Raw genomic sequence first — 25,557 nt, 5'->3', positions numbered from 1 at the left:
AGAATGATCAAACAAACAGCCCACAACTCGATTACAATAAAACATAAAGAGTGAAATAAACGCCTGATCAGAACAGGGAGTGAATGATATGGGAACGGAATATAACAGTACAGCCGTACAGGAGTCCATATTGGACGTACATATTACAGAGGCAGGATACGAGCCGGGACAATCAACCATACGCAATATTCGAATGAACGTGGCGCGAGGAGAGCTGGTGGGTATTATCGGACCGAATGGTGCAGGCAAAAGTACCACGATTAAAACGCTGCTGGGTCTGCTGGAACATGCCAAGTATGAGGTGACGATTGGGGGAGAGGGTCGCTATGCCTATATCCCGGAGCAACCGGTTTTTTACGAATACATGACCTTGTGGGAACATCTTGATCTGGCCGCAGCGGCGTATGAAATGGAGGAAGAAGCTTTTGTTGCCCGAGCGGAGGAACTGTTGGTTCGTTTCGGTATGGACCATGTTCGGAATGATCTTCCAGCCAGTTTCTCAAAGGGCATGCGTCAGAAAATGATGTTGATGATCGGATTTCTGTCTTCGCCGGATATCTATATTGTGGACGAGCCGTTCATCGGACTGGACCCTCGTGCAACCAAGGATTTTCTAAAATTACTTGATGATGAACGTCGCCGCGGCGCGGGTGTGCTTATGTCTACGCATGTACTGGATACCGCTGAACGAATCTGCGACCGGTTTATTCTGATTGCTTCGGGCAGATCGGCTGCCGAGGGAACATTGGATGAGATCCGTGAAGCAGCAGGATTGCCGGAAGCCTCTTTGTTTGACTGTTTTGATGTACTGGCGTCTTAGATAGAGAGAGGGTGAGAGAGAATGGAGACTTCCCAGCGTTATACCCCACTTCGTTTATACAGACGAAGACGCAAAGAACATTTCAGGGAACAGATGAAAAATCTCAGACTCGTCGTGGATTGGACCGTATGGGTATATTTGCTTGTTCCGGGTCTGCTCTATCTGATTGGATGGTACACGAGTCTGTGGACCAAACCACTGCCTGCATGGGCGACAGGATTACCGCTCCCCGTACTGACTGGGCTGATTGACGTCGTTATGCTTACCGGTGGTGTGTTGATATTTGTGGAGGAAGCGGATGTATTATTTTTGAAATCAAGGCCGTTGTGGATGCGCACGTTAATGAGGCAAGGACTCTACCGGTCCTGTCTGCAACATCTGGGCAAAATGATCCTGATTACAGCGCTGACTGCTCCCCTATGGTCCCATGTCTATGAGATGTCGAATCTCCAGATTACACTTATGGCTGTCTGGTTTGGTGCAGTAGCTTCATTCCAAGCCATAACACTACATATGACAAAGGTCCGACATACAGGATGGCGACGCTGGATTCAGATGATCCCTCTCGTCATTGGCATGGGTTACATGACCATTCATGCGACATCATGGATGCATGGACAGACGTGGAAAATCAGTTTTGGAATCGTAATTATCATGCTTCTTCTAATTACAGTTGGACAGATGAGGCTGTTGATGAAGGGAACGTTTGAAGGGGATCTGCGGGAGGATCTGCGGAGCAGGCTGCAACTTACAGCTCTAATGTTAAGTCGGGCGGTGAGCAAGCCGAAAGCCCCACGAACACGATCCATCATTTTCCGGAAACCGCGTAAACTGTTACGCAATCGTTCTATCGCGAATCGGACAGCGGAGATTGCATTCAAGGCATTTTTCCGGAACTCGGCCACGATGAAATTGTATCTGCAGCTTGGAGGACTATCCATCGCAGCTGTTGCATTGCCACCTTTTCCGGTCAATATCATCGTGTGTGCGTTATTAATCATCATGTTGACGGTGATGTTTTATCGTTCCTGGGATGTTTTTGCCACGTCCGACTATGTTCAGCTTATAACATATGACTCGGAGGCGCTGCATCTTGCAGGTTCAATGATGGTTCGGATGTTGTTTGTCCCCATTGGTATTCTTATGGGATTCACGCTGGGATTGGCCTGGCTCGGCTGGATCGTCGGTATTCTGACAGCTGCAGGTGCGGTGGCCTTCGGACTTTGTGTCTTATCTATTGCCGGATGGGTTCGACTTACTCGAGCCTAGGACGTGTCTCAAAAACTCGCTGAAGTTCATCTTTACCGCCTTTTCGCCCCATGCTGTGTCACTTTCCCTTGACGTGCCCCGGCACGCCTTCGGAAAACTTCCTTGCTTGGAACGAAAATTCGGCAAAATCTGATTCCTTCGGAGTTTTCAGACACGCCCTAAAAGAATTCCTTTGTATTTCCGAGCATATGACGCGCTATATCTGCCCATGCTATAGAAGAAGAAGCTCATCCCTGGATGATGAGAGATTAGCTGTAGCAAGGAGGAAGAGATGATGATGGATAATAGCGAACTACAGGTGCATTTCTCAGACGGTTCAGCGTTGAATGCAGCACGGGCAACCTTGGAGGAATTAGGGTATAAGCCTTATCAGTCTGGTCCGCTGGAATTGTACATCCCTACAGATCGCCAGGATCCTCAGTCAGCCGTAGAGATTGTACAGTCTCATGGAGGAAGTGCCGTATTTGCATCTCAAACGGAAGAGCTGGATCAGTTTCAGAATATCTCAATTCCGGCTCATCTCGTGAATGAGGACTGGAATGAGGGTTATGCGAGTGGAAACCAGGGGAGTCAGGCTGAGCAAGGTGCACATAATTATAGCGATGACCCAGCATACGATGACTCGGCTGATGGATTCTCAGGCAGCGTCAAAGCATAGAAGTATCACAAGCTAAGAGCAGTTCGAGTCATTTTTCTAAAATGGAACAATGCCCAAAAACCCCGATACTCCACAGATAGTGGATATCGGGGTTTTTGGCATCTGAGCTAATTCATTATCGGGTTAAAAGGTGTAATACCTAGTAATGAGAGTTCAAAAAGTTCGGTTTTCAGTACCGAGAAAATGGAATGAAGATAGAAATGGAGTAGCGGAGCGTAGGAAAACTACGTGAGCAACTAAAATGTTTCTGAAGGAAACATACTTCGTAAGCATCAACCTATTTCGGCTGAATTTCATATTCGATGCTGATGATGCCATTAGGCATGATTCGTAATCAAAAGCGGACTTTTTGAACAACCTCTATTATGATGTACCGTGTTTATATTCAGCCGCATGCATGCCAGCCGTATATCCCGTGGAGAAAGCAGCAGTGATATTATACCCTCCGGTGTAGCCGTGAATATCCAAAACTTCACCGCAGAAGAATAGTCCAGGCAGCAGCTTGGATTCCATTGTTTTTGGGTATATCTCCTTTAAGTGGATTCCTCCCCCAGTAACAAAGGCTTCTTTGAGCGATCTCGTTCCGTCTGCACGGAAGGTAAAAGCTTTCATTAGCCCACACAAGTCGCTTAACATACCTTTGGGAAAATGGTGGAACGTAAGGTCATCGCTGATCTCTGCCCGTTTCATCATTAAGGGAATCATGCGTTCAGGAACCCATGTTTTTAAAATGTTTTTGACAGCCTTGCGGGATTCTTGTTCCAATACCTGTTGCACCTGTGCTTCCAATGCACCCAAGGACAGCTCTGGGAACAGATCAATGCTCATAATGACCTGTGGGTTTCCAGACTTCATCTGAACCTTGCGGAGAAATTGGCTGCAACGCAGTGCGACGGGTCCGGATACTCCAAAATGCGTGAAGATCATATCCCCGCGATGGGAGATGACCGTTTTTCCTTTGGCATCCACTACGGATAGAGCGATATCCCTCAAAGACAAACCTTGCAGTTCTTTGGATTGAATCCAACTCTCCCCAGACACAATGGGCACTTCGGTTGGATATAACTCTGTAATGGTGTGACCCGCAGCCTCAGCCCAGGGATAACCGTCTCCGGTTGATCCGGTTTGGGGTACGGATTTGCCGCCGGTAGCGATGATGACAGAGCGCCCAAGAATGGTTTTACCTGATATCAATTTAACACCCTGTACCTGCTGACCGTTCTGAATAATTTCCTTGACCGGTTCTTTGGTGCGAATCTCAACGCCGAGGGAAACAATCTTTCCTACCAGCGCATCCACGACTGTTTTCGCTTTATCAGTTACAGGGAACATTCTGCCGTTGTCTTCTTCTTTCAGGGCAATTCCGAGATTTTCGAAGAAACGCATGATTCCCTGGTTGTCCAGATTTTGAAACGAACTATATAAAAAGCGTCCATTACCCGGAATATGTCGGATGAGTTCATCCGTTTCCTTGGCATTGGTTACATTGCATCGACCTCCGCCAGAGATGCCGAGTTTACGACCCAGTTGATCTCCTTTATCCAGCAGAAGCACAGAGGCTCCATGCTCGGCAGCAGCAACGCAAGCCATCAGGCCCGCAGATCCACCACCAATTACAATGACATCATACATATGTTATTACCCTCTTTTTTCATTGATTTTGTCTGTTTTACATAAACCGTGTCTACTCCTGGCTTTTTCTGAAATATAATGGAGTTATGAGTAGTTCTATTATGGAGTCTCAAGGGATATATTGTAATATACTGTCGCCTATGTTTTAATCAGAAATACATGAGGGAATGTGCAGGCAGAGGAGGAGATGGCATTGTGGTTGCGTTAAAGGACATTCTTTTACAAGTACTGCTGGCGGGGTCGGCGGTATACCTGATTCCCTTATTACATCTGGGGCTCTCTAAGCGGGCTGTGGCCAAGCTGGAACATGCCGGAATGATGCAGACCGTTTTTGCTGTGACGAGTGTCGCGAGTATGCTATTGTGTTTGCTGTTCGCGCTTCACGGGAGTCCATTGGCTGTACCCATATCACTAAGCATCGTACCTGTAATACTTGTTATTTTGTATTGTAAGTCCGTTATAGGCTTAACGCTGTCCATACTACATATTCTCTTCTATTTCCTTTTTGCGCATTCCTATGATCTGTACGGATTTCTCCTTCATACGGGTATTCTTCTCTATCCTATTGTATGGTTGTCTGCCAAACGATTCAAGCATAATACACCTTCGCGCAAAATGACGATCCTCATCATCCTGATTACAATGGAACTGGTTGTAACGAGTTTGTTATGGATCGCATCCCTCCAGAATGAATCCACGTACTCTGCGACCTACATAATACTTACAGCACTTGGGTATACCACTGGAGCCATTGTTGCGGGTAGTCTGAGTCTGCTATGGCTGGAACGGATGAAGCACTATCGCGGGCTGGAGCAGCATCTCTCGGAAGTCCACCATCGATACATAGCCGAAACGGAGAAACTTCATCAGATTCTGAACGCAGTGCCTCTCTCTATTGCCACCGTAGATAAACAAGGCACAGTGATATTTGTCAATGAGATGATGGAGCAAACCGCAAGGGAGCAGCTACCATGTACGTCCACGCCTGATCTCATTGGACAGCCTGCCAGTCAATTTGTTGAACAAGGTCAGGCGGACAAGATGGATAAAAGCATTCGCAGAGCCATCGTTCATGGTGAGATTAGTGGGTTGACTGTTCGTTACGGTGCACACGTATTTCAGTCCCGAACCGTACCGATTTATGCCTTTTCAACAGAGTCTGCGAGTGAAGTTACAGGAGCCATGCTGATCATTCAGGATATCACGGAGCTTGAGATGTTGCGAAGTGAACTGGATAATGTGGATCGTCTCAGTCTGGTGGGGCAGATGGCTGCAAGCATTACGCATGAGGTGCGTAATCCAATGGCGGTTGTGCGGGGTTTTCTTCAACTCATGCAGGAAAAGAGTCCTGACTCCCTCGATCACTATTACCGGATCGTTCTGGAAGAGCTGGACCGGGCGAATAGTATCATTAATGATTTTCTATCGCTGGCCCAGGATCGGATTGCGGAAAAAGAGGAATCCCAGCTGCATGATATCATTCATGAACTCAGTCCATTGTTGTGGGCCGATGCGAACCTGCGTGGTCAGAGTATTGAACTCATGCTGGACCATAATGTACCGAAGTTGCACCTTAATCCAAAGGAAATCAAACAGGTGGTACTCAATCTGGCCCGTAACGGGATGGAAGCCATGAATGAGAAGGGTGTGCTTACGCTGGAGACGCGGATAGTCGATGACAAAGTGGAACTGTGTGTACGTGACACAGGGCCTGGTCTACCCAGAGTGAAGAAGGAAAAGCTGTTTGAACCTTTCTATACCACAAAAGCCAAGGGAACCGGACTTGGATTGTCCATGTGCCTAAGTATTGTGGAACGACATAATGGAACCATTACTGTGGAATCGGAGGAAGGCCAGGGCACGACCTTCAAAGTGGCATTTGAACGTTAGTCATTCAGCATATTTTGCCAGACATTGAGACATAATATTATGGAAGAAGCCTTTCCGCAGGCGGTTTCTGAATCTTGCTTTCATTGCTTATGGATGTATAATAGGAATAGCACATCATTACATCCATAATGTTCGATATGAATGTAACGTTGTTTTGGAGAGTTTATTGGCCTTTAATTTTATCGAGATCATAGAACAACCATTTATAAGGAGTGAAACCGAATGTCGATGTCATTTGATCAATACATGAAAGATATGGTTCAACCGATGCGGGATGATTTAACTCGTCTAGGAATCCAGGAGTTGCGTACTCCTGAAGAAGTGGAAGCAAGTCTTCCTGATGCAAAAGGAACAGCGCTGGTTGTCATTAACTCTGTATGCGGATGTGCCGCAGGTCAATGTCGCCCAGGTGTGTCCCAAGCACTGCAGCACGATATTACACCGGATCACCTGTACACTGTATTTGCTGGTCAGGACAAAGAAGCAACTGCAAAAGCACGTGAATTCTTTGCACCGTATCCTCCATCTTCACCGTCCATCGCTCTGATGAAAGACGGCGAACTCGTTCACTTTATCGAGCGTCATCAAGTGGAAGACCGTTCTGCAGAGGATATTGCGGCAGATCTCAAAAGTGCATTTGACCGTTACTGCCGTTAATTCGCTCCAATAGAACGCCCCGCCCTTCGGATCACCGATGCCGGGGCGTTTCATTTTGGATAGATAAGGTTATTGAACCATTCGGACCTTTCAAGCTGGACATCAAATTTCATTCATTTAGAAACGGGGTGTGTGAACGATGAGTTTGCAACAACAGATCATCGCTGAATTGAAGGTTAAACCAAGCATTAATGAAGAAGAGGAAGTACGCAAGCGTGTTGATTTTCTGAAGACGTATGTGAAAAATGCGGGTGCCAAGGGTTTGCTGATCGCGATCAGCGGCGGTATTGACAGTGCAGTGGCTACGGCGCTTTGCAAAAAAGCGACGGACGAGCTTACGCAAGAGAACAACCAAGAGTACAAAACGCTTGGTGTGTTCCAACCTTATGGTGAACAATCCGATATCGACCACAGCTACGCTGTAGCCAAAGCATACGATCTGAAGCATGTCGTGGAAACCAATATCGAAGATGCAGTGAACGAGATTGCGCTGGAAGTGGAGCAAGGTTTCAAATCCTTGGGAAGCCCACGCCATATGACTCACCAAGGCAAAGGTAATGTCAAGGCGAGAACTCGTATGGTTATGCAATATGCGCTTTCGTTTGAAGAGAACCTGCTTGTTGTAGGTACGGATCATGCGTCCGAAGCCATCACGGGTTTCTATACCAAATGGGGCGACGGTGCTGTGGATATCACACCACTGAGCACTCTGAACAAACGTCAGGTACGCCAGCTGGCAGCATATCTGAATGTGCCACAGGCTATTTTGGACAAAGCACCATCGGCAGGACTGTGGGAAGGTCAGACGGACGAAGATGAGCTGGGAATTTCGTATGAAGCGAACAGTGACTATCTCGAAGGCAAACAGATCGATCCGGCTGCACAAGAGCGCCTCGAAGCGTTCTACAAGCGCACACATCACAAACGCAATGCCATTCCTGGTATCTAATACGGGTGGAAAAGCATGCTGGTTATAAGCTGTTAACACCAACATTGAAATAACGTCCCTTTAGGGAATGCAAAAAGAGTCACTGCTCACGCAGTGACTCTTTTTGTTATGTGGAACGAGAAACCGCAGAAATCCAGGTGATTACTATCTTAAAGATGAGTTAGCTATTCCAGTCTTTGATTTGTTGTAGGGTTAGGGTGATGGCTTGCTCCAGTTGCGGAGTGGTTTCTTTAAATGGATGTACGGTATTAAAGGTATGATTCCCGTCAGGAATCTGGTGCCATGGGATATCAGGGCGGGATTGAACCAGTGTGGCAGAACCGTCACGCAGACGCTGTGGATCTTCTGTTCCCTGAATGAGTGCAACTCGCACAGGTGAAGAAGCCAAGCGGTCAATGATAGCGTAACGTTCGCTATGCTTGTCCAGGTCTTCCAGAATAGCCACGTCCAGTGGCATCTGCTGGCCTGTTCGTCCGTTAACGACATGGCTGCGGCCATGTGTACGCATTTCTTCTTTTTGCTCCGCTGTAAAAAGATCCAGGTTGGTTATACCATTCCAGGAGACGACACCTTCCAGCTGTTCGGGATGATCCAGTGCATGGACGAGACTTACGCCCGCACCACGGCTATGGCCAACCAGGTATACAGGAAGTCCTGTGAGTTCAGGTTGTGTAGCCACATGTTCCAGTACCAGGGCCAGATCGGCAAGCTCCCGGCTGTAGGTATTCACTGCGAACTTTTCAAGTTCAGAGAATTGCTCCAGATATTCGCCGATACCGTTGTGAGAGAAATTAAAGGTCAGCACATGATGCGTCTGACTTAGCTGTGAAGCTGCATAGGGGAACATGCCCCAGTCTTTGAAGCCTTTGTATCCGTGAGACAGAACGATGACACCTTGAGCGGGTTGTTGTGCAGGGAAAAAGTCCCCGCGAATGATCGCATCTACGTCAGTGGGCAATTCAAAAGTTATGGGCATGATTCAGACCTCCTCAGAATTTCAGACGATTCCTGATTCATATTTTAGCATATATGGTAATGCGGATAGGTACTCGCTTCTGATCGCCCCTCCTGCTACAATAGAATACGTGTTCGGAGAGTTACGGATCATGTGATCGAATGGAGATCTTTTACAATGAAGGTTCAAAAAGAGCGGTTTTCAGTACCGAGAAGATGGGACTTTTTGAATAACCTCTTACAGTATAAAAGATTAAGCGGGTGAAGCGTTGATGATATATGGCATTGGTAATGATGTGCTGGAGATTGGACGTATGCGGAAGCTGTTGTCTGGTCGCCATGCGGAAGCTTTCATAAAACGAATTTTAACGCCAGCAGAGCGGGAGATTGTGGTTCGTCGAGGGAAGCGGATGACGGAGTTTGTATCCGGTCGATTTGCAGCGAAAGAAGCGGTGTCCAAGGCATTTGGCTGCGGTATTGGTGGCGTTATGGGTTTCATTGACATTGAGGTGCTGCCGGATGGGACAGGACGTCCCGTGGCCTCGCTGTCCAGTCAAGCCTGGGAACGTCTGCAGCTGCCATATGATAAGCAATATGACATTCATTTGAGTATTACACATCAGACGGAATTGGCAGCGGCCTTTGCGATCGTGGAGCAGATGGAAAAGTAGTTAGCTTGGCAATAGGAGAGGACGGAAATATGGGTTTACAGGAACAGAAACAACATTTCAGCGTGAATTTGCTGGACTGGTATATGATCAACCGACGGGATTTGCCGTGGCGTCGCCACAACAATCCGTATTTCACATGGGTATCGGAGATTATGCTTCAGCAGACTCGGGTCGATACGGTAATTCCGTATTTCAATCGTTTTATCGGGAATTTCCCGACCGTGCAGGCATTGGCGGAAGCACCGGAAGAGGATGTGTTGAAAAATTGGGAGGGACTCGGTTATTACTCCCGTGCACGTAATCTTCAGGCAGCCGCCAGACAAGTCATGGAACTGCACGGAGGCGAGATGCCGCAGGACAAGCCGGCTGTCTTTGCATTAAAAGGGGTGGGCCCGTATACTGCCGGGGCCATTCTCAGTATTGCCTTCAACCAGCCGCAGCCTGCGGTAGATGGCAATGTCATGCGGGTACTGTCCCGATACTTCCTCATTGATGAGGACATTATGAAGGGCAGCACCCGGGTGTTGATGGAAGAGCTCGCAGGAGAGCTCATTCCGGAAGGGCGGGCGCGTGATTTCAATCAGGCGCTGATGGAGCTTGGTGCGCTGGTGTGTACACCCAAAGCGCCGCACTGCCTGACTTGCCCGGTCATGGAGCAATGTTCCGGCCGCATCGCCGGAAGAGAGCTTACACTGCCGGTCAAGACCAAGGCGAAGCCGCCGCGCCCTGAGCAGCGGCTGGTCGCGATTGTGGAGGGCCGCGGTGCTCATCGCGGCCAAGTGCTTGTGCGCCAGCGCCCAGACACGGGCCTGTTGGCCCGCATGTGGGAGCTGCCGCATGTGCTCGCGGCGCCCGCCGCAGCCAGCAAGAAGGCGGCGCCGCTGGCGGATGAGCCGGCCATGGCATTGCTGGCCGGCAGTCTGTGGGCGGAAGGCTTCGCTGCCCGCCCGGAAGGGCTGGCTACCCATGCGGAGCATGTGTTCAGCCACATTGTCTGGAGCCTGCAGGTGTACAAGTGTACCGAGCAGGACCAGAGCAGTGAGCTTCCGCTGATCGCAGCGGAAGCCAGAGCCGCCTACGATGCACAGGCGGCAACAATGGATGACACAGCCTCATCATTAGCTGTGTCACCTGAGTCAGACACAACGCATTCATCGGAGCCAGGCACGCCTAGTGCGAAGAACATCGCAACATCGCTTAACGATGGAGAGATGTTGGCACCATCTGATGTTAGTGACCTAGCGCTGAGCACTCCTACACTGACTGGTAAAGGCGATGGCTTGACCTACCGCTGGATCAGTCCGGAAGATATGGACAAGATGGCATTCCCCAACATATTTCTGAAGCTGATCAGCAGTTATTTTGCGGGAGCTTATGATCAAGTGAATGATTGAATGGGGGAGCTAACGAACCTGAGTGACGTTATCATAGCCAAATCAACCCAAAATTGCGCATCAAAGCCCGTATTTGGGGAAATAGCTACTCTGAGATTCGTTAGGTTCGCGATACGATGAAATATGGAGCGATAGCGTATCCTGGGTTCGTTAGAAACAAACCACCCATTACTATAACTATAGTGGTAGCAAAAAGAGAGCCTGATTACGGTCACGATGACCGAATCAGGCTCTCTTTTATGTTAACTGTTGCATGCTAACAGTCTTATTTTGCAGAAGCGTAACGTTTGTTCACTTCATCCCAGTTGATTACATTCCAGAAAGCACCGATGTAATCAGGACGTTTGTTTTGATATTTCAGGTAGTAAGCGTGCTCCCATACATCCAGACCCAGAACCGGAGTCAGACCTTCGAAGAGAGGGCTGTCTTGGTTAGGTGTGCTAGTGATGGACAACTTGCCATCTTTGCCAACTACGAGCCAAGCCCAGCCGGAACCGAAGCGAGTTGTAGCTGCTTTAGCGAAATCTTCTTTGAATTTATCAAAGCCACCCAGTTCGCTATCGATTGCTGCTGCGATATCGCCTGTAGGAGCGCCGCCGCCGTTAGGTCCGATGATTTCCCAGAACAGGCTGTGGTTAGCATGTCCACCACCATTGTTGCGAACCGCTGTGCGGATGCCTTCAGGTACGCTGTCAAGGTTAGCAATCAGATCTTCCAAACTTTTTTCTTGCAGTTCAGGAGCACTTTCCAGAGCTGCGTTCAAGTTGGTTACATAAGTATTGTGATGGCGATCGTGGTGGATTTCCATCGTTTGTGCATCGATATGTGGTTCCAGTGCGTCGTTAGCGTAAGGAAGTGCCGGTAATTGAAAAGCCATAATGAAATACCTCCTGAGATTTTAGGTTTTTTTGAAAACAGGTACATATGTAATAATACCCTTGCCACTATTATTAAACCGCATTCGGGCTAATTAAGCAACATTTTTGTTTATTAAGTCCCCCGAGGCGTTAATCTAATGATGGGCCAGAGATAACAAACATATTTTACCCTTTATGCAACTATTTATGTGTTTTTGGGCGTTGAAATGGATGTAAAGTTTAATATTCGTATGTAAACGGTTACAATTAAGCGCTTTCAAAAGAAAATGCGTGTTTTATGGAGAAAAGTATGGTTTAATTGACGAAGAAGCGGTATTTTCTCGTTTTTTGTCATTATATGAACATTGGGTTTTTGGTAAAAAGGGATTCCCTTTTTATAAAAAACCTCATCTAAGCTAACGAAAAGGGAGATTTAAGACATGCACGTTCGTTCCTTTCAGTTGAGTGATGCAAGCCAGATGACGGAGCTTCTCCAGGTTGCACTATCGGAAGAGTGTTATGAGAACACGATGGGCCCGTTTGCCCGTCAATTGTCATGGGATTCTGACCTGATCATGGTTGCGGAAGAAGAGGGAGACCTCGTAGGCGCTTTGATCGGTACGATTGATCACAACCAGGGTTGTATCTACCGTATTGCGGTTCATCCAGACTATCGTCGCCGTGGAGTCGGCAAAACACTTGTTGAGGCTATGGAACAGCGGTTCCAGCAGCGTAAAGTCAGCCAAGTATGGGTGGCGGGTGATGAGCACAACAAAGTAGCCATGCCTTTATATGAAGCAATGGGTTACGGTGCCAATCAGATTATGAGCGCTTTCCAGACTCTTAGTATTTTGTCCAAAGCTTAGTTTGCATGTTTAAAAAGAAATAAAAAAAAGATTTTCATTTCATATTAGGCATATCTCTTTAACGTGTAAGAACGTGAGGGATGTGCCTTTCTATTTATATGAGTTTTCTTCCCGTCATATTCCTCTGATTTCCTCATTTTATGAACATGCTTCAAAGTCTCCGAATTTTATTTAAATCACCACGACTATCCCGGCTGTATTCACGATAACCAGGGTATTGGTGCTCATAACCAATTGTTTCACTCTCCCAAATGGAGTAGACTGAAAGGGAGTATGGTCAACAGGTTACAAGTTTAATTCAACTATTTAATAAATGAGGTGTCCCTTTGAATTCCAATAATCATTCAATGGAACATGTGACTTCCGAGCAACGAAATGAACCGTCAAAGCCTGAACAACCGGGGAAATCCTGGGTTGTCGAGCTGTGGGACTGGGTCAAAACGATTGTTGTTGCTTTTGTAATTATGATGCTGCTGAACCTCTTTGTGTTCAATCTGTCGATGGTCAAGGGACAGTCCATGCAGCCGACACTGGTTGAGCGAGATCGCCTTTTCGTCAACAAAATCGTATATCATCTGGGTACTCCTTCCCGATCAGATGTGATCGTACTTCGTGATCCAAGTGAAGGTGTAGAGAAGAAAGATTTTCTGGTGAAACGGATCGTTGGACTTCCGGGAGATACAATTGAAGTTAGGGATCACCATCTATATGTGAACGGCGAGCAACAAGCGGAAACGTACACCGATATTGAGGTGCAGGACCCGGATTTTGGTCCAATCACACTGGAGCCGGATCATTTTTTCGTGATGGGGGATAATCGTCATGAAGGCAAAAGTAAGGATAGCCGAGTGTTTGGCAGTATTACATCCGATCAGATTGTAGGCAAGGCTGAATTTATTTTCTGGCCGTTTTCTGAATTGAAGAAATTGTAAAATGCTGACAGGACAACAACTTCAGACTGCATTTTGCGTTAAACCATATAGACTCGTTCCGTTTGAATTCAAGTATGTAAGGCATATATAGAAATTAGCGCCTGTCCTCTTACCGTGAGGCGGGCGTTCACTATTTACGGAATAAGTGTCGGAAGAAGAGAGGGAAGAGAAATGACGAGCGTACAGACCGGGGCAGCACAGGATGCCTCCGTATGGGAGAAGTTAAAACAGGAGATCAAGGCAGCTGGCCCCGGACTGGGCATTGATGATATCGGATTTGCTTCGGCTGATCCCTTTGTTTCCCTGAAGTCGCTGCTGGAGCAGTCGCGGGATAAGGGGTATGCTTCAGGTTTTGAAGAGCCGGATATTGAAAAAAGGGTGCACCCTGCCTTAAAAGATGGCGAACCCGCTTCACTGATCGCAATAGCTGTGGCATACCCATCCAAAATGGTAAATCCGCCGAAATCGGAGCCTGGTGCATATCGGGGTATTTTTGCCCGTTCGGCTTGGGGCCAGGATTATCATCAGGTCCTGCGTGCTGCGATGGACAAGCTGGTGAACTTTATACGTGAACGTGTACCTGAGGCCATGATCGAAAGCATGGTAGACACCGGAGCACTGGTGGATCGTGCGGTGTCCCAGCGTGCGGGGATTGGTTTTAGCGCCAAAAACTGTGCCATTATATCACCCAAATTTGGTTCATGGATTTTTCTCGGAGAACTGGTAACGAATATTCCTTTTCAACCAGACACACCTGTGACCGAAGACTGCGGTGAATGTACAAAATGTATTGATGCCTGTCCTACAGGAGCATTGGTGGGGCCGGGGCAGTTGAATTCACAGCGTTGTATTTCTTTTGTAACCCAGACAAAAGGGTTCGTGGATGAAGAATTTATGCTGAAAATAGGCAACCGTCTGTACGGTTGTGACACGTGTCAGATTGTCTGTCCGAAGAACCGGGGCAAGAACTGGGATCACCATCCTGAGTTTCATCCCGATCCGGAGATTGTGAAGCCACTCCTGCTGCCGCTACTGGACATTGGTAACCGGGAATTCAAGGAACGTTTCGGTCAGAGTTCCGCCGCTTGGCGGGGCAAGAAGCCGATTCAACGCAACGCCGTTATTGCCCTGGGCAATTTCAAAGACAAAAGTGCTGTACCCAAACTTACAGAAGTACTAAAACGTGATCCGCGCCCCGAGTTGCGGGGAACCGCAGCTTGGGCGTTAAGCAGAATTGGAGGAGAAGACGCCATGAGAGCAATTGGGGAAGCTGCCGCTAACGAACAAGATGGGAACGTACTAAGCATGCTGCAGAAGGCCGAGGAGCGACTGAGTTCGTCCGAGACCTTACCCAAACAGCCACAGGCTGGGCAAGCGAGTGAGAAGCAGCCAGAGGAACAGAACAACGAGAATAATGCCTTACGAGCGTTACAACAGGAATTGAAAATGGAAGCTGGGATTGAACCGGGTAGTGAGCAGTCTGCACAACCTGCCAAACCGGAAGCCGCAGCGTGGAAACCTTCAGCCGTTACGGGTCTTCATGGCAAGCCCGTATACTACGATGAGATACTGACACCGATTGGTACTCTTACGTTATGCGCGACGGATGAAGGACTGTGTCACATTGATTTTGGCGCCTTCCACGTGCGCGAAGCTCATCTGCAACAATGGGCCCGCATCTGGATTGGCGAGTATCGATATGAGAAGAATGAAGAGAAGCTCAGCGAAGCTGCAAAGCAGTTAAAGGAGTATTTTGCAGGGGAGAGAAAAACGTTCGACTTGCAGCTTGATCGGCTTGGAACACCATTCCAGCTACAAGTATGGCAAGTTCTGTCCGATATATCTTATGGAGAGGCCTCATCACACCAACAGGTTGCGGAAATCATCGGCAGACCCAAGGCTGTTCGTGCAGTTCTGGACGCCATCAGCAAGAATCCGATTCCGATTATTATTCCCTGTCACCGTATCAGTGGTAAAGACGGTACCCTGGTGGGTTATGTAGGCGGTCTGCAAACCAAGGAGCAATTGCTCGCATTGGAGCAGCTATCGTAAGAGCGGGGGACGTTCATGAAGTATGTAAACGTGGAGAGCGTGGAAGCGGGGGAGCTTCTGGGCAAGACGGTATATTCCAGTAACGGCACGGTACTGCTGTCTGCCGGAGTCCAGCTCACCGTATACATGGTCAATACGCTGAAGCGTATTGGCGTGACCATGTTATACATCCAGGATGAAGCGTATAAAGATGTGGATGCAGAAGACATTCTGGATGAAACCACGAAACGGGCAATAATTAACGAAATGAGTGTCACACTCGAATCCATTCGATCCGGGAAAGACTGGAGTCCGAGAAAGGTTGCCCTCAGTATAGAGAAGTTGCTGAATGATGTACTGAACGGGCGTGAAATGCTTGTGCAGCTCACCGATATTCGTACCAAAGACAATGCACAGTATGTTCATGCGATGAATGTATGTTTGTTGTCTTCGGTCATCGGACTGAATATGGGACTCAATTATAATCAACTGAAGGACCTTGCTGTGGGGGCATTATTGCATGATATTGGCAAAGTGGGGGAACCTCCGGGCAGTGGCTCTGCTGCGAATTCTTCGCTGCACCATACATGGCGTGGATTCGAAGTGATTAAGAACAAACGGGAGTTCAGTCTGTTGGTCGCTCATACAGCCCTGCAACATCATGAGCATGTAGATGGTACAGGCATGCCGAGAGGGATCAAGGGGAGTGACATTCATCTGTTTGCGAGAATCGTTAGTGTGGCTAATATCTATGATAATCTCATTAATGGTTTATCCAAGGACAGTTTGATGCCACATGAGGCCTGTGAAGAGATGATGGCGTTGTCTGGTACAAAGCTGGATCGGGACATTCTGATTGAGTTCAACAAGAGTGTATCTGTGTATCCCAATGGTACAGCGGTACGACTGTCCACCAAAGAGACTGGAGTCATTGTGCGTCAACATCGGGGATTGCCCGGCAGACCTGTAATCAGGGTGGCGCGCGGAAGTACGCGTTATTCTCTGGATGTGGTTGAAATCGATCTGGCTCAGCATACAACCGTTTTCATTGAAGCTGTCATGACGTAGCTTGTGTGCGGTTCAACTGGAAAATCCGTTTGCTCAAGGCGTGCGGAAATGCTATGATACTTTCAGGAAATCCGGTCTGTGTCAGGCTTGCAACATATGTGTCGAACATCATGAAGTTTACACGGATTATCAGGCTTTTTAGAATGCATACAGAGGTGTCTAAGAGATGGATATTGTTATACCGATTATTACATTGATTGTTGGTCTGGTCGGGGGATTTTTCATCGGGGTGTTCTACTTGCGTAAACAACTTGAGAAAATGCAAAGCAATCCGGACATGCTTCAGAAAATGGCGAAGCAAATGGGCTACAACCTGAATGGCAAGCAAATGCAGCGTGCCCAGCAGATGATGAAGAATCAGCAGCCAGGAGCGAAAATGCCTCAGCCGCAACAGCATCCTGCGCGTAAAAGTTCGGGCCGCCGAAAATAATAGCAGGGAATAACTGCTTAAAGTGCGTGTTCAAAAAGTTGGGTTTTCAGTACCGAGAAGATGGGATGAAGCTAGAAATGGAGTAGCGGAGCGTAGTGAACTACGTGAGCAACGGACATTTCGGCTGAATTTCATATTCGACGTTGATGATGCCGCTAGGCATCCTTCGTAATCAAAAGCGGACTTTTTGAACAACCTCTTACAGTAGTGGTTCGAAAGGAGGCGTTTGGCAGTGGCTGGCGTTAAAGATTATTTGAATTCAAAAGTATCCGACAATCGGGAAAAGATCGAGTATCATGTAGAGCAGATCCTGAAATTGATCGGAGAAGATAGTACACGTGAAGGGCTGCTTGAAACGCCTGCACGTGTGACCCGAATGTATGAAGAAATTTTTGGTGGATATGAAGTAGACCCGCGCGATGTGCTCGGTGTCACGTTTGACGAGAATCACGAAGAACTGGTTATCGTCAAGGATATTGTCTACTACAGTCAATGTGAGCATCATATGGCGCCGTTCTTCGGCAAGGTGCACATTGGATATGTACCAAGCGGCAAGATCGTTGGTCTGAGCAAAATGGCTCGTCTGGTGGAAGCAGTAACACGTCGCCTGCAAGTTCAGGAACGTATTACTTCACAGATCGCTGACATTCTGACAGAGGCCGTTGAGCCTCATGGAGTTATGGTCGTCGTGGAAGGCGAGCACTTGTGCATGTGTTCCCGCGGCGTGAAGAAACCGGGAAGCAAGACGGTAACGTCTGCTGTACGTGGTTCTTTCCGTGAGAATCCGGCACAACGTGCGGAGTTCTTGTCTTTGGTGAAAGATTAAGATCAGGTATGTCCACTCGCTGGACAAGCCGGATGAGTAAGTTCCTTTGGTTTTGGAAGTAGCAGTTTCTAGGCCATAGGATATGATATGAATAAGCCGTGTTCCCTGGGGAACCGGCTTATTTACATATGGCGTTGTCATTCCTGTATACTGAATACATATGAATTCGTTAAGCCGGAGGTAATGGAACGATGAGTGTACCTTCCCATTCAGATCAACCGGTTCAGCCGGAAAAGGGTCTACAGGCAGATCAACAGGCTACATTGCGTCTGCAAATCTGGGAGACACCACTCATGCGACAAGGTAGTAGTGTACTCGAAGCTTTTGCTTGGGAAGAAGTTATGTGCAGGCGGGTTGGGGCAGGGCATCTGCCTGTTGCACATATATGGAGGCACCCAGATGCCTTTGTAGCGGGTCTGCGTGACCGCAGGTTGCCACAGGCTGTAGAAGCGATGGAACGGATAAGAAGCCAAGGGACAGCGGTCTGTGTTCGGCCTTCCGGTGGAGCGGCAGTACCCTTGAATCCAGGGGTAGTTAATGTGTCACTGATTCTGCCTAATCCCGGACATGTCATCAATATTCATGATGATTTCCGGAAGATGGCTTCGATTATTGCCGAGTCGCTAACGCCGTGGTCGAATCAGGCGCAAACTGGTGAGGTTCAGGGTGCTTTTTGCCCGGGAGATTATGATGTCAGTGTAGGTGGGCTGAAATTCTGTGGTATTGCCCAGCGCAGGCAGGCAAAAGCGTATATAATTACTGCATTTATCATCGTGGACGGTCAGGGTGATCAATTGGCAGCAGATGTGCGACAATTCTATCAGCATGCAGCAGGTGGGGCGAGTGAAGGATATCCCGATGTTCAGCCTGGCACGATGGCAAGTCTGAAAGAATTGGCAGGTGTACCTTCGGCTGCGGCATATACTGCGGCTTTGGTTCGAACACTGCGAGATCGCTATCCACAGGCGGAGACCAGCAGGGTGCTTAGCGTTGGCTCTGAAGAAGTACGCCTGACAGCTGAGCAGATGAAGCTGCGCTACGATTAACACTTTTTACTAGGGCTTGGAATTGGTTAATAGAGATGATATGATGTGATTTCGGAAGGAGAGTGTTAGGATGGACACATTGAGATATACGTATTTATATGAGGTTGTATCAACAGGCGAAAAATCCGAGTTCAGCCAAATGGCAACAAGCAAGGAAGAGGCTGCTGCACTGATCGTTGCACGTATAGCCGATCTGGAGTTTACAGATGAGTCTGATATCAAGCTGGGCGATCTGATCTCCATTAGCAAACAGGTTGGCGACAACTATGTGGCGTGCGAGGGCTGTGCTTCTTAAGTGAACATTTAGAAATAGGAAGTCTCTCAAAATATAAGCAAGTCTCTTTTTACAGGAGACTTGCTTTTTTGTTTACACCAAAAAGAGATATCGTTCAGTCATTCGGCTGGAGATATCTCTTTTTTCTCTAATCCATCTGACTCCAAGCTTAATAAGGCGGCCACAATAACTTGCGTGCCGTTTCGTAACGCTCGGCAACAGCGGGCCAGTAGACAACATTCCACCAATCCTCGATATACTTTTTGCGTTCGTTTTGATGTTTCAGATAGTAGGCGTGTTCCCACACATCCAGTGGCAGGAGCGGTACGATATCGGACTGGGACAGGTTCTGGTGTTTTTCCGCCTGCAAAATCTCCAAACGATGTGCTCTCGGGCTCCAGACAAGCATCGCCCAGCCACTGCCTTCCACCTTGTTCGCGGCTTCCGTGAATTGATTCTTAAACGCTTCATAACTTCCGAAATCCCGCTTGATCTGCTCCGCCAGCATACCGGAAGGTTTACCGCCGCCAGCAGGGTTCATAATTGTCCAGAAGATCGTATGCAGGTAGTGGCCTGCCCCGTTGAAGGCGAGTTCACGTTCCCAATGTTTGATGAGTTCAAAGTTATTCTTTTTTCGCGATTCCGCCAGCTTCTTCTCTGCTACATTTAGTCCGTCCACATAAGATTGATGGTGTTTGTCATGATGGATACGCATCGTCAGCTCATCAATATGTGGCTCCAGCGCATTGTACGCATAGGGAAGGGGAGGCAGTGTGTGTCCTCCAATGGGAACCGGCTTTTCTTTTACAGGAGGTGCTGTAGAGCTGGGTGTGGCTTGTGTTGTTCCGGTAGAAGGCGGTTGAACGGTTGCCGATTGGATCTGAGCTGATGCGGCAGGTGCATTTACATTCCCCTCTGGAGAAGTTGGAGCTTCTGAAGCTTGGCGATGGATGCTTCCTGGCCCTGACGTATGCAGCGCATTTTCCAGAAAAAGCGATGGCTCCGAATCCGTTTCGCGCAAGATGCCAGGTTGGCCAAGTGTATCCAATACGCCCAGAAAATACTCCGACTCGCGGATAAAATGCAGAATGAGTACTTTGGCAAGCGGAACAGCTTGCACAGCAGCACTTTGCTCCAGAAGAACGTATAGCTGTTTGATGAACTCTCTCGATTGCTGCCGAGCTGCCAACACAAGTTGATCGATACAACGAACCATGTAGGGAGCAGGCGGATGGGTTCCAGGCAATAGTTGTTTTAAAAGCTGATTGGCTACTCGCTCACTGTTTGCAAAGGTAACCTCCCATTCCTCCAGTAGCTTGACGTATGGGGGCTCCAGATCAGGAACCAGGGCACGAATGACGAGTGTATGTTCTTTCTCCTGCTCTTTCCAGAAACGGATTTCCTCCAATGTCCGCAGAGGCAGCAGGTGACCATATCCATACCAGTTCATCTTTATTTTGAACCTCCTTCAGATGAAATTCATTGCATGCAGACCGTCTGTTCATGCGTCCCAAGAGTATATTCCGCGAGCTTGTTGTCCTATGAGTGCAAAAAAAAGAGCCCTGAGGGCTCTGGAAAAATTCGATGATTGAAATTTGGTTATTCTCCACTGTTCGTGTTCTGCACATCGTCACTGCTTGTTTTCGTTACATGACTCAGGAAAGTTGAGACACGGCGCAGATATTCCTTTGGATGCTCTCGGAAGATCAACTCATGATGCGCATCCTGGACAATCCATTCATCGGAGTACGGATTGGTCTGGTTGGCGGCGAGTTGCTCCGCAATTGGATAAGGCGCCTTCTCGTCCTCTGTACCATGGATGAAGAAAATCGGGAACGGATAATCTTCCTTTTTCACTTCCTGGTATGGAATCTGTTGCAGTCCGGTACCATTCAGAACAGGGAACAACAGCTTCATAATCTCGAGTGTAGGCTGACGCGGGAGATCGATCTGGTTATGAATGTTGTGGTACAGCGTATCCGGCTCAAGCAGGAACGCACTGTCCAGAATCATCGCATCGACTTCCTTCGTAATAAGTCCAGTTTGTAACGCTGTACCGGCACCCATCGAGAAACCCCAGACAACCAGTTCCTGTGCACCTCGCTGCTTGGCGAACTGTATAGCACCCAGCAATTGCTGTGACTCAGCTTTGCCACCTGTGGCTACAGCTTTGTTCACCTGTGAGGCGAAACCATAATCGAACATCACCACATTGAATCCAAGTTGATGGGCATAGTGGGCCAGGTCATACATAGGTACCCATGTTTCTTCACGATTGGCACCATAGCCGTGACTGAAAATAATCGTTTTGCTTGCAGCATTGTCAGCAGGTATATACCATCCCTGCATCGTGCGGCTGCCATCTGCTGCCGGGAACGTGATGTCTTCATACTTCATGTTCTTGGCCTGCATTGGATTGGAGAAGACCGGCGCTACAGTAGGATTGGATAATACCCATGCGATATAACCATGCAGTGCAATAAAACAAAACAGTAGAAAAAATACAACGGAGAGCAGCAACGCTACGATAATATGTTTGAACCGAATCAGCCTCGGTGATAGGGAAGAGGGCAGATCGGACACTTTTGTTTGCAGCGGGGCTTCGCTCTGGGATGTTGGATACATGAATGCCCCTCCTTTGAAGTTCAGTTGAAGATAACAACGACATGAAAAGAGAATTGCGTCGATTTCAGAGCCTGCTTCAGAGCGATATCTTAATGTAATATATCTTTATCGTATGTTCCCGTATAGTCAAAGTCAATTGATTGAGGGCATTTGTTACGCAATTGTTATATAGTTCTTAAGATATATGGGTAACATTACCTTAGTGTGTAAATTACAGGGGATTAAGTCTTATAAAAAGGAAAAATTTACACGTTGGCCTATTTTGATTTTGGCTCTTTTTGGTTTACAGATGAGACCGTTTCTCATATAATTTATGTAACCAAGTTTCATGTGATGAAACATGAGGAGGGCATTATGCCATGGAAGATCGCAAGTTAACCGTCCGGGCTGTGGAACGGGCGCTGGATATATTATTATGTTTTACCACACGCAGTGATCTGGGACTCACCGAAATTGCCAGCCAGATTGGCCTGCACAAAAGTACAGTGCACCGTTTGATGGCTACGCTGGAGGATCGAGGGTTCGTGATCCGCGATGCAGCAACAGAGAAGTACCGACTTGGCATCCGAATCTGGGAGCTGTCGGCTCATATGTCCCGCAGTGATGATCCCGCTATTCTGCTGCTGCCTGCGATGGAGCGACTGAGAGATCGATTGGGGGAGACCGTGAGTCTGTACCTGCGTGATGGCAGTGAACGGATACGGATTCAGGCTGTGCAAAGTGATCAGGCGATTCGCCGAGTCGCTCCCGTTGGTGTTAGACTTCCACTGTCTGTGGGTGCTTCCAGCAAAGTCTTGATGGCGTTTGCCACGAACGAGGATCGTGAAGAACTGATGAACGGGCCTGAATGGCCGGTGTTTATCGATCCAGCGGTGTATTTGGCGCAAATGGGAGATATCCGGGATAACGGATATGCCACGAGTTATGAGGAACGTGAGCCGGGAGCTGCCGCGGTATCTGTACCGATTATGGATCGCAGAGGTAATATTGCAGCTGCCCTCTCGGTCTCAGGGCCTGTCAGTCGACTCTCGCAGGAGACATTGCATGAATACGCACCTGTGTTGAAGGATGCTGCTACGCAAATGGGGCTCATGTTATCCTGATGTTGATGTAAGTTTTTTCTCCAATTGAGTTGGTGTTCTGGAATATAAAGGTTGTTTTTATGTTCCGGTTGCGCTACTCTGTAATGGACGGCCCAACGGGGCCAGCTTCATTGAATATGAACGGCGGCCTATGTAAGCCGCAACTTATTAACGTTACTGGGGGAGTCCGAATTGTCCGGACTGAGACGGAATCGCATGAGATTCCGGACCCTTTGCACCTGATCTGGATCATACCAGCGTAGGGAAGTAATCGGCGATATGACCACAACCACCACATGATGTGACCCTTGTAGGGCTCCGTTAAGGAGCTGCATAAAGGTGCATTATTGGTGATGGACATAAAAGTCGGTTCCTTCGGGGACCGGCTTTTTTATATACAGGGAACGGGCGATATAGCGCGGATTCTATGGGCCTCTTTTTCGATAACCTACGAAAGTGGGCATGGATGATGAGGGAAGTCACCATAGATCCATGATCTGTGCTGCCTTCCGGTCTGTTGTGAACTGTACATAAATTATGTCTCCCCTGGTCTGGTGTAGGATCGCTCTTTCTTCTCTGCATTGCGCATGATTTGGGACAGGTACGTAAGTGAGCTAATGACGATCCCAACCAAACAAGCGACGAACACTGAGGAGGAGACAAGCGAACATGAGTACAGGAAATCAAACGGGACAACAAGCGATGGAACAGGAACATAACGATCAGCAGGTGGAAAAAGAAACAGGGGCGGTCGGACGGGTTCAGCCCTTTCCGGGCAGCCGCAAAGTCTACATTCAGGGCTCACGGCCGGACATTGCTGTACCGGAGCGTGAGATAGCCCTTCATGACACGAATACTCCCCAAGGGGTGGAGCATAACGAACCGCTACGTGTCTACGATACGAGCGGCCCCATGACCGATCCCGAATTTCATGCGGATATCCGCGCAGGTTTGCCAGCCCTGCGCACTCGCTGGATCACAGAGCGCGGCGATGTGGAAGCTTATCAGGGCCGTACGGTTAAACCGGAGGATAATGGACTGAAGCCCGGAGGGAAGAGAGCTGGCGCCGAAGAGTACCCCGGATTACGTGGCAAACCACTGCGGGCACACCCAGGACGCTGTGTGACCCAGATGCACTACGCGAGGCAAGGAGTCATTACGGCAGAGATGGAGTTTGCCGCCATTCGTGAGGGCGTGGAACCGGAATTTGTACGGCAGGAGCTGGCGAGTGGACGGGCCATTCTGCCATCTAACATCAATCACCCGGAGAGTGAGCCGATGTTGATTGGTCGTCATTTTCATGTGAAGATCAATGCCAACATTGGCAACTCTGCTGTATCTTCTTCCATCGAGGAAGAGGTCGAGAAGATGACCTGGGCGGTACGCTGGGGATCGGATACCGTAATGGATCTGTCCACAGGCAAAAACATTCATACCACCCGGGAATGGATCATCCGTAATTCTCCTGTGCCGATTGGTACGGTGCCGCTGTATCAGGCGCTGGAGAAGGTGAATGGCGAAGCGGAAGCGCTGACCTGGGAGTTGTACCGTGACACGCTCATTGAGCAGGCAGAGCAGGGTGTGGACTACTTTACGATTCATGCAGGTGTACTGCTGCGTTATATCCCGATGACGGCCAAGCGGATGACAGGCATTGTGTCTCGCGGTGGGTCCATTATGGCAGCATGGTGCCTTGCGCATCATCAGGAGAATTTTTTGTACACCCATTTTGAAGAAATCTGTGAGATTATGAAAAGGTATGATGTGGCGTTTTCGCTGGGAGATGGACTCCGTCCAGGTAGTATCTACGATGCCAATGACGAAGCTCAGATGGCGGAACTGGCTACGCTTGGGGAACTGACGCAGATCGCATGGAAGCACGATGTGCAGGTGATGATCGAAGGCCCGGGTCATGTGCCGATGCATAAGATCAAGGAGAATGTGGACTTGCAGATGGAGATATGCCAAGAGGCACCGTTCTATACTTTGGGGCCGCTGACGACCGACATTGCCCCGGGTTACGATCACATCACATCCGCCATTGGTGCGGCCATGATTGGCTGGTTTGGCACGTCGATGCTCTGTTATGTTACGCCAAAAGAACATTTGGGCCTGCCCAACAAGGATGATGTGCGGGAAGGGGTCATCGCCTACAAGATCGCAGCTCATGCCGCCGATCTGGCGAAAGGCCATCCACGTGCTCAGCGCCGCGATGACGCATTGTCCAAGGCACGTTTCGAGTTCCGCTGGCGTGACCAGTTCAACCTGTCACTGGACCCTGAACGTGCGCTGTCCTACCATGATGAGACACTGCCGGCAGAAGGGGCCAAAGAAGCTCATTTCTGCTCCATGTGCGGACCAAAGTTCTGTAGCATGCGCATCACACAGGACATTCGTGCCTTTGCCGCAGACAAAGGATTGTCCGAGAATGAGGCTGTAGCTGCCGGGATGAAGGGAAAGGCCGAGGAATATCGGACACGTTCCTAGGCGCCAGTACAGCGCAAGCTGGGCAGTCTGAAATAGAGATAAAGCCGTTTCTCTCTGTCATTGCAGAGAAGAACGGCTTTTTTTAGTGTTATGTCATGTATGTATTCTTAACCGTACTCAGCCTTTATCAGAATTAGCT

Annotated in this window: 23 protein-coding genes and 1 riboswitch; of the genes, 18 read left to right on the top strand and 5 right to left on the bottom strand. The window is 48.5% G+C overall.

The genetic code is table 11. The annotated features are described in order from the left end of the window. The first annotated feature begins 88 nt into the window (after positions 1–88). The 3 genes from ACE04G_RS25820 to ACE04G_RS25810 all read left to right on the top strand — a co-directional run bounded on the left by ACE04G_RS25820 (position 89) and on the right by ACE04G_RS25810 (position 2,747). On the top strand, positions 89–820 hold the full coding sequence (locus ACE04G_RS25820; protein WP_449005438.1) for an ABC transporter ATP-binding protein: 732 nt from the start codon (positions 89–91) through the stop codon (positions 818–820). A gap of 21 nt (positions 821–841) precedes the next feature. Beyond that, positions 842–2,089 (top strand): ABC transporter permease, encoded by a 1,248-nt coding sequence (locus tag ACE04G_RS25815; protein ID WP_221818671.1) that lies wholly within the window; start codon positions 842–844, stop codon positions 2,087–2,089. A gap of 271 nt (positions 2,090–2,360) precedes the next feature. Beyond that, positions 2,361–2,747, top strand: coding sequence for a hypothetical protein (locus ACE04G_RS25810; RefSeq protein WP_221818672.1), 387 nt, complete (start codon positions 2,361–2,363; stop codon positions 2,745–2,747). Positions 2,748–3,110: 363 nt separating this feature from the next. Here ACE04G_RS25810 and ACE04G_RS25805 read toward each other — a convergent pair whose 3' ends face one another. Continuing rightward, the gene (locus ACE04G_RS25805) at positions 3,111–4,379 is read right to left on the bottom strand and encodes a BaiN/RdsA family NAD(P)/FAD-dependent oxidoreductase (RefSeq protein WP_449005437.1); all 1,269 of its coding nucleotides are present in this window, start codon (positions 4,377–4,379) and stop codon (positions 3,111–3,113) included. Positions 4,380–4,574: 195 nt separating this feature from the next. On the opposite strand from ACE04G_RS25805, the gene ACE04G_RS25800 reads away from it, so the two are divergent. From ACE04G_RS25800 to nadE, 3 genes are all read left to right on the top strand, one after another. Further along, positions 4,575–6,269 (top strand): two-component system sensor histidine kinase NtrB, encoded by a 1,695-nt coding sequence (locus tag ACE04G_RS25800; protein WP_221818674.1) that lies wholly within the window; start codon positions 4,575–4,577, stop codon positions 6,267–6,269. Positions 6,270–6,491: 222 nt separating this feature from the next. Continuing rightward, positions 6,492–6,926 (top strand): BrxA/BrxB family bacilliredoxin, encoded by a 435-nt coding sequence (locus tag ACE04G_RS25795; protein WP_017690788.1) that lies wholly within the window; start codon positions 6,492–6,494, stop codon positions 6,924–6,926. Positions 6,927–7,065: 139 nt separating this feature from the next. Further along, positions 7,066–7,875, top strand: a complete 810-nt coding sequence (gene nadE, locus ACE04G_RS25790; protein WP_221818675.1) for an ammonia-dependent NAD(+) synthetase — start codon at positions 7,066–7,068, stop codon at positions 7,873–7,875. Between the two features lie 160 nt (positions 7,876–8,035). On the opposite strand, the gene ACE04G_RS25785 is transcribed toward nadE, so the two are convergent. Beyond that, on the bottom strand, positions 8,036–8,851 hold the full coding sequence (locus ACE04G_RS25785) for an alpha/beta fold hydrolase (RefSeq protein WP_221818676.1): 816 nt from the start codon (positions 8,849–8,851) through the stop codon (positions 8,036–8,038). Between the two features lie 250 nt (positions 8,852–9,101). Here ACE04G_RS25785 and acpS point away from each other — a divergent pair, with 250 nt between their 5' ends. Both acpS and mutY read left to right on the top strand, forming a co-directional pair. Continuing rightward, entirely contained in the window at positions 9,102–9,500 is a 399-nt protein-coding gene (gene acpS, locus ACE04G_RS25780; protein WP_221818677.1) for a holo-ACP synthase, read from the top strand. Between the two features lie 29 nt (positions 9,501–9,529). Continuing rightward, positions 9,530–10,894: an A/G-specific adenine glycosylase gene (gene mutY / locus ACE04G_RS25775; protein ID WP_449005436.1), complete on the top strand. Its 1,365-nt coding sequence runs from the start codon at positions 9,530–9,532 to the stop codon at positions 10,892–10,894. Positions 10,895–11,159: 265 nt separating this feature from the next. On the opposite strand, the gene ACE04G_RS25770 is transcribed toward mutY, so the two are convergent. Then, entirely contained in the window at positions 11,160–11,771 is a 612-nt protein-coding gene (locus ACE04G_RS25770; RefSeq protein WP_150364015.1) for a superoxide dismutase, read from the bottom strand. Between the two features lie 420 nt (positions 11,772–12,191). Between ACE04G_RS25770 and ACE04G_RS25765 the strand changes: the two genes are divergently transcribed. The 8 genes from ACE04G_RS25765 (at position 12,192) to ACE04G_RS25730 (ending at position 19,245) form a co-directional block, all read left to right on the top strand. After that, entirely contained in the window at positions 12,192–12,617 is a 426-nt protein-coding gene (locus ACE04G_RS25765) for a GNAT family N-acetyltransferase (RefSeq protein WP_017690782.1), read from the top strand. A gap of 347 nt (positions 12,618–12,964) precedes the next feature. Next, complete coding sequence (lepB, locus tag ACE04G_RS25760) at positions 12,965–13,549, top strand: signal peptidase I (RefSeq protein ID WP_074096722.1); 585 nt, start codon at positions 12,965–12,967, stop codon at positions 13,547–13,549. 171 nt (positions 13,550–13,720) lie between these two features. Then, positions 13,721–15,601: a tRNA epoxyqueuosine(34) reductase QueG gene (gene queG / locus ACE04G_RS25755; protein WP_449005435.1), complete on the top strand. Its 1,881-nt coding sequence runs from the start codon at positions 13,721–13,723 to the stop codon at positions 15,599–15,601. A gap of 15 nt (positions 15,602–15,616) precedes the next feature. Beyond that, positions 15,617–16,648, top strand: coding sequence for an HD-GYP domain-containing protein (locus ACE04G_RS25750; RefSeq protein ID WP_017690779.1), 1,032 nt, complete (start codon positions 15,617–15,619; stop codon positions 16,646–16,648). A 166-nt stretch (positions 16,649–16,814) separates the two neighbouring features. Beyond that, on the top strand, positions 16,815–17,078 hold the full coding sequence (locus ACE04G_RS25745) for a YneF family protein (RefSeq protein WP_017690778.1): 264 nt from the start codon (positions 16,815–16,817) through the stop codon (positions 17,076–17,078). 232 nt (positions 17,079–17,310) lie between these two features. After that, positions 17,311–17,904, top strand: a complete 594-nt coding sequence (folE, locus tag ACE04G_RS25740) for a GTP cyclohydrolase I FolE (protein WP_036668229.1) — start codon at positions 17,311–17,313, stop codon at positions 17,902–17,904. A 191-nt stretch (positions 17,905–18,095) separates the two neighbouring features. After that, positions 18,096–18,950, top strand: coding sequence for a lipoate--protein ligase family protein (locus ACE04G_RS25735; RefSeq protein ID WP_449005434.1), 855 nt, complete (start codon positions 18,096–18,098; stop codon positions 18,948–18,950). A 70-nt stretch (positions 18,951–19,020) separates the two neighbouring features. After that, positions 19,021–19,245: a hypothetical protein gene (locus ACE04G_RS25730; RefSeq protein ID WP_036614132.1), complete on the top strand. Its 225-nt coding sequence runs from the start codon at positions 19,021–19,023 to the stop codon at positions 19,243–19,245. Positions 19,246–19,393: 148 nt separating this feature from the next. Here the strand turns inward: ACE04G_RS25730 and ACE04G_RS25725 are convergent, their stop codons facing one another. Beyond that, positions 19,394–20,674: a Fe-Mn family superoxide dismutase gene (locus ACE04G_RS25725; RefSeq protein WP_449005433.1), complete on the bottom strand. Its 1,281-nt coding sequence runs from the start codon at positions 20,672–20,674 to the stop codon at positions 19,394–19,396. A gap of 149 nt (positions 20,675–20,823) precedes the next feature. Further along, positions 20,824–21,849, bottom strand: coding sequence for an alpha/beta hydrolase (locus tag ACE04G_RS25720; protein ID WP_449005432.1), 1,026 nt, complete (start codon positions 21,847–21,849; stop codon positions 20,824–20,826). A 359-nt stretch (positions 21,850–22,208) separates the two neighbouring features. Between ACE04G_RS25720 and ACE04G_RS25715 the strand changes: the two genes are divergently transcribed. Beyond that, a complete protein-coding gene (locus tag ACE04G_RS25715) occupies positions 22,209–22,952 on the top strand; it encodes an IclR family transcriptional regulator (protein ID WP_449005431.1) in 744 nt (247 codons plus the stop codon). Positions 22,953–23,100: 148 nt separating this feature from the next. After that, positions 23,101–23,214: riboswitch (TPP riboswitch) on the top strand. Positions 23,215–23,633: 419 nt separating this feature from the next. After that, on the top strand, positions 23,634–25,418 hold the full coding sequence (gene thiC / locus ACE04G_RS25710) for a phosphomethylpyrimidine synthase ThiC (protein ID WP_449005448.1): 1,785 nt from the start codon (positions 23,634–23,636) through the stop codon (positions 25,416–25,418). Positions 25,419–25,557 lie beyond the last annotated feature (139 nt).

Source organism: Paenibacillus sp. AGC31, from assembly GCF_057334655.1.
The sequence above is the reverse complement of the archived record's forward strand: the minus strand, read 5'-3'. Positions and strand labels throughout refer to the sequence as shown.

Bases quoted from the DNA above. Each gene is read 5' to 3' on its own strand.
- ACE04G_RS25820 (WP_449005438.1), top strand. From the start codon at position 89: ATGGGAACGGAATATAACAGTACAGCCGTACAGGAGTCCATATTGGAC.
- ACE04G_RS25815 (WP_221818671.1), top strand. From the start codon at position 842: ATGGAGACTTCCCAGCGTTATACCCCACTTCGTTTATACAGACGAAGA.
- ACE04G_RS25810 (WP_221818672.1), top strand. From the start codon at position 2,361: ATGATGATGGATAATAGCGAACTACAGGTGCATTTCTCAGACGGTTCA.
- ACE04G_RS25805 (WP_449005437.1), bottom strand. From the start codon at position 4,379: ATGTATGATGTCATTGTAATTGGTGGTGGATCTGCGGGCCTGATGGCT.
- ACE04G_RS25795 (WP_017690788.1), top strand. From the start codon at position 6,492: ATGTCGATGTCATTTGATCAATACATGAAAGATATGGTTCAACCGATG.
- nadE (WP_221818675.1), top strand. From the start codon at position 7,066: ATGAGTTTGCAACAACAGATCATCGCTGAATTGAAGGTTAAACCAAGC.
- ACE04G_RS25785 (WP_221818676.1), bottom strand. From the start codon at position 8,851: ATGCCCATAACTTTTGAATTGCCCACTGACGTAGATGCGATCATTCGC.
- acpS (WP_221818677.1), top strand. From the start codon at position 9,102: ATGATATATGGCATTGGTAATGATGTGCTGGAGATTGGACGTATGCGG.
- mutY (WP_449005436.1), top strand. From the start codon at position 9,530: ATGGGTTTACAGGAACAGAAACAACATTTCAGCGTGAATTTGCTGGAC.
- ACE04G_RS25770 (WP_150364015.1), bottom strand. From the start codon at position 11,771: ATGGCTTTTCAATTACCGGCACTTCCTTACGCTAACGACGCACTGGAA.
- ACE04G_RS25765 (WP_017690782.1), top strand. From the start codon at position 12,192: ATGCACGTTCGTTCCTTTCAGTTGAGTGATGCAAGCCAGATGACGGAG.
- lepB (WP_074096722.1), top strand. From the start codon at position 12,965: ATGGAACATGTGACTTCCGAGCAACGAAATGAACCGTCAAAGCCTGAA.
- queG (WP_449005435.1), top strand. From the start codon at position 13,721: ATGACGAGCGTACAGACCGGGGCAGCACAGGATGCCTCCGTATGGGAG.
- ACE04G_RS25750 (WP_017690779.1), top strand. From the start codon at position 15,617: ATGAAGTATGTAAACGTGGAGAGCGTGGAAGCGGGGGAGCTTCTGGGC.
- ACE04G_RS25745 (WP_017690778.1), top strand. From the start codon at position 16,815: ATGGATATTGTTATACCGATTATTACATTGATTGTTGGTCTGGTCGGG.
- ACE04G_RS25735 (WP_449005434.1), top strand. From the start codon at position 18,096: ATGAGTGTACCTTCCCATTCAGATCAACCGGTTCAGCCGGAAAAGGGT.
- ACE04G_RS25730 (WP_036614132.1), top strand. From the start codon at position 19,021: ATGGACACATTGAGATATACGTATTTATATGAGGTTGTATCAACAGGC.
- ACE04G_RS25725 (WP_449005433.1), bottom strand. From the start codon at position 20,674: ATGAACTGGTATGGATATGGTCACCTGCTGCCTCTGCGGACATTGGAG.
- ACE04G_RS25720 (WP_449005432.1), bottom strand. From the start codon at position 21,849: ATGTATCCAACATCCCAGAGCGAAGCCCCGCTGCAAACAAAAGTGTCC.
- ACE04G_RS25715 (WP_449005431.1), top strand. From the start codon at position 22,209: ATGGAAGATCGCAAGTTAACCGTCCGGGCTGTGGAACGGGCGCTGGAT.
- thiC (WP_449005448.1), top strand. From the start codon at position 23,634: ATGGAACAGGAACATAACGATCAGCAGGTGGAAAAAGAAACAGGGGCG.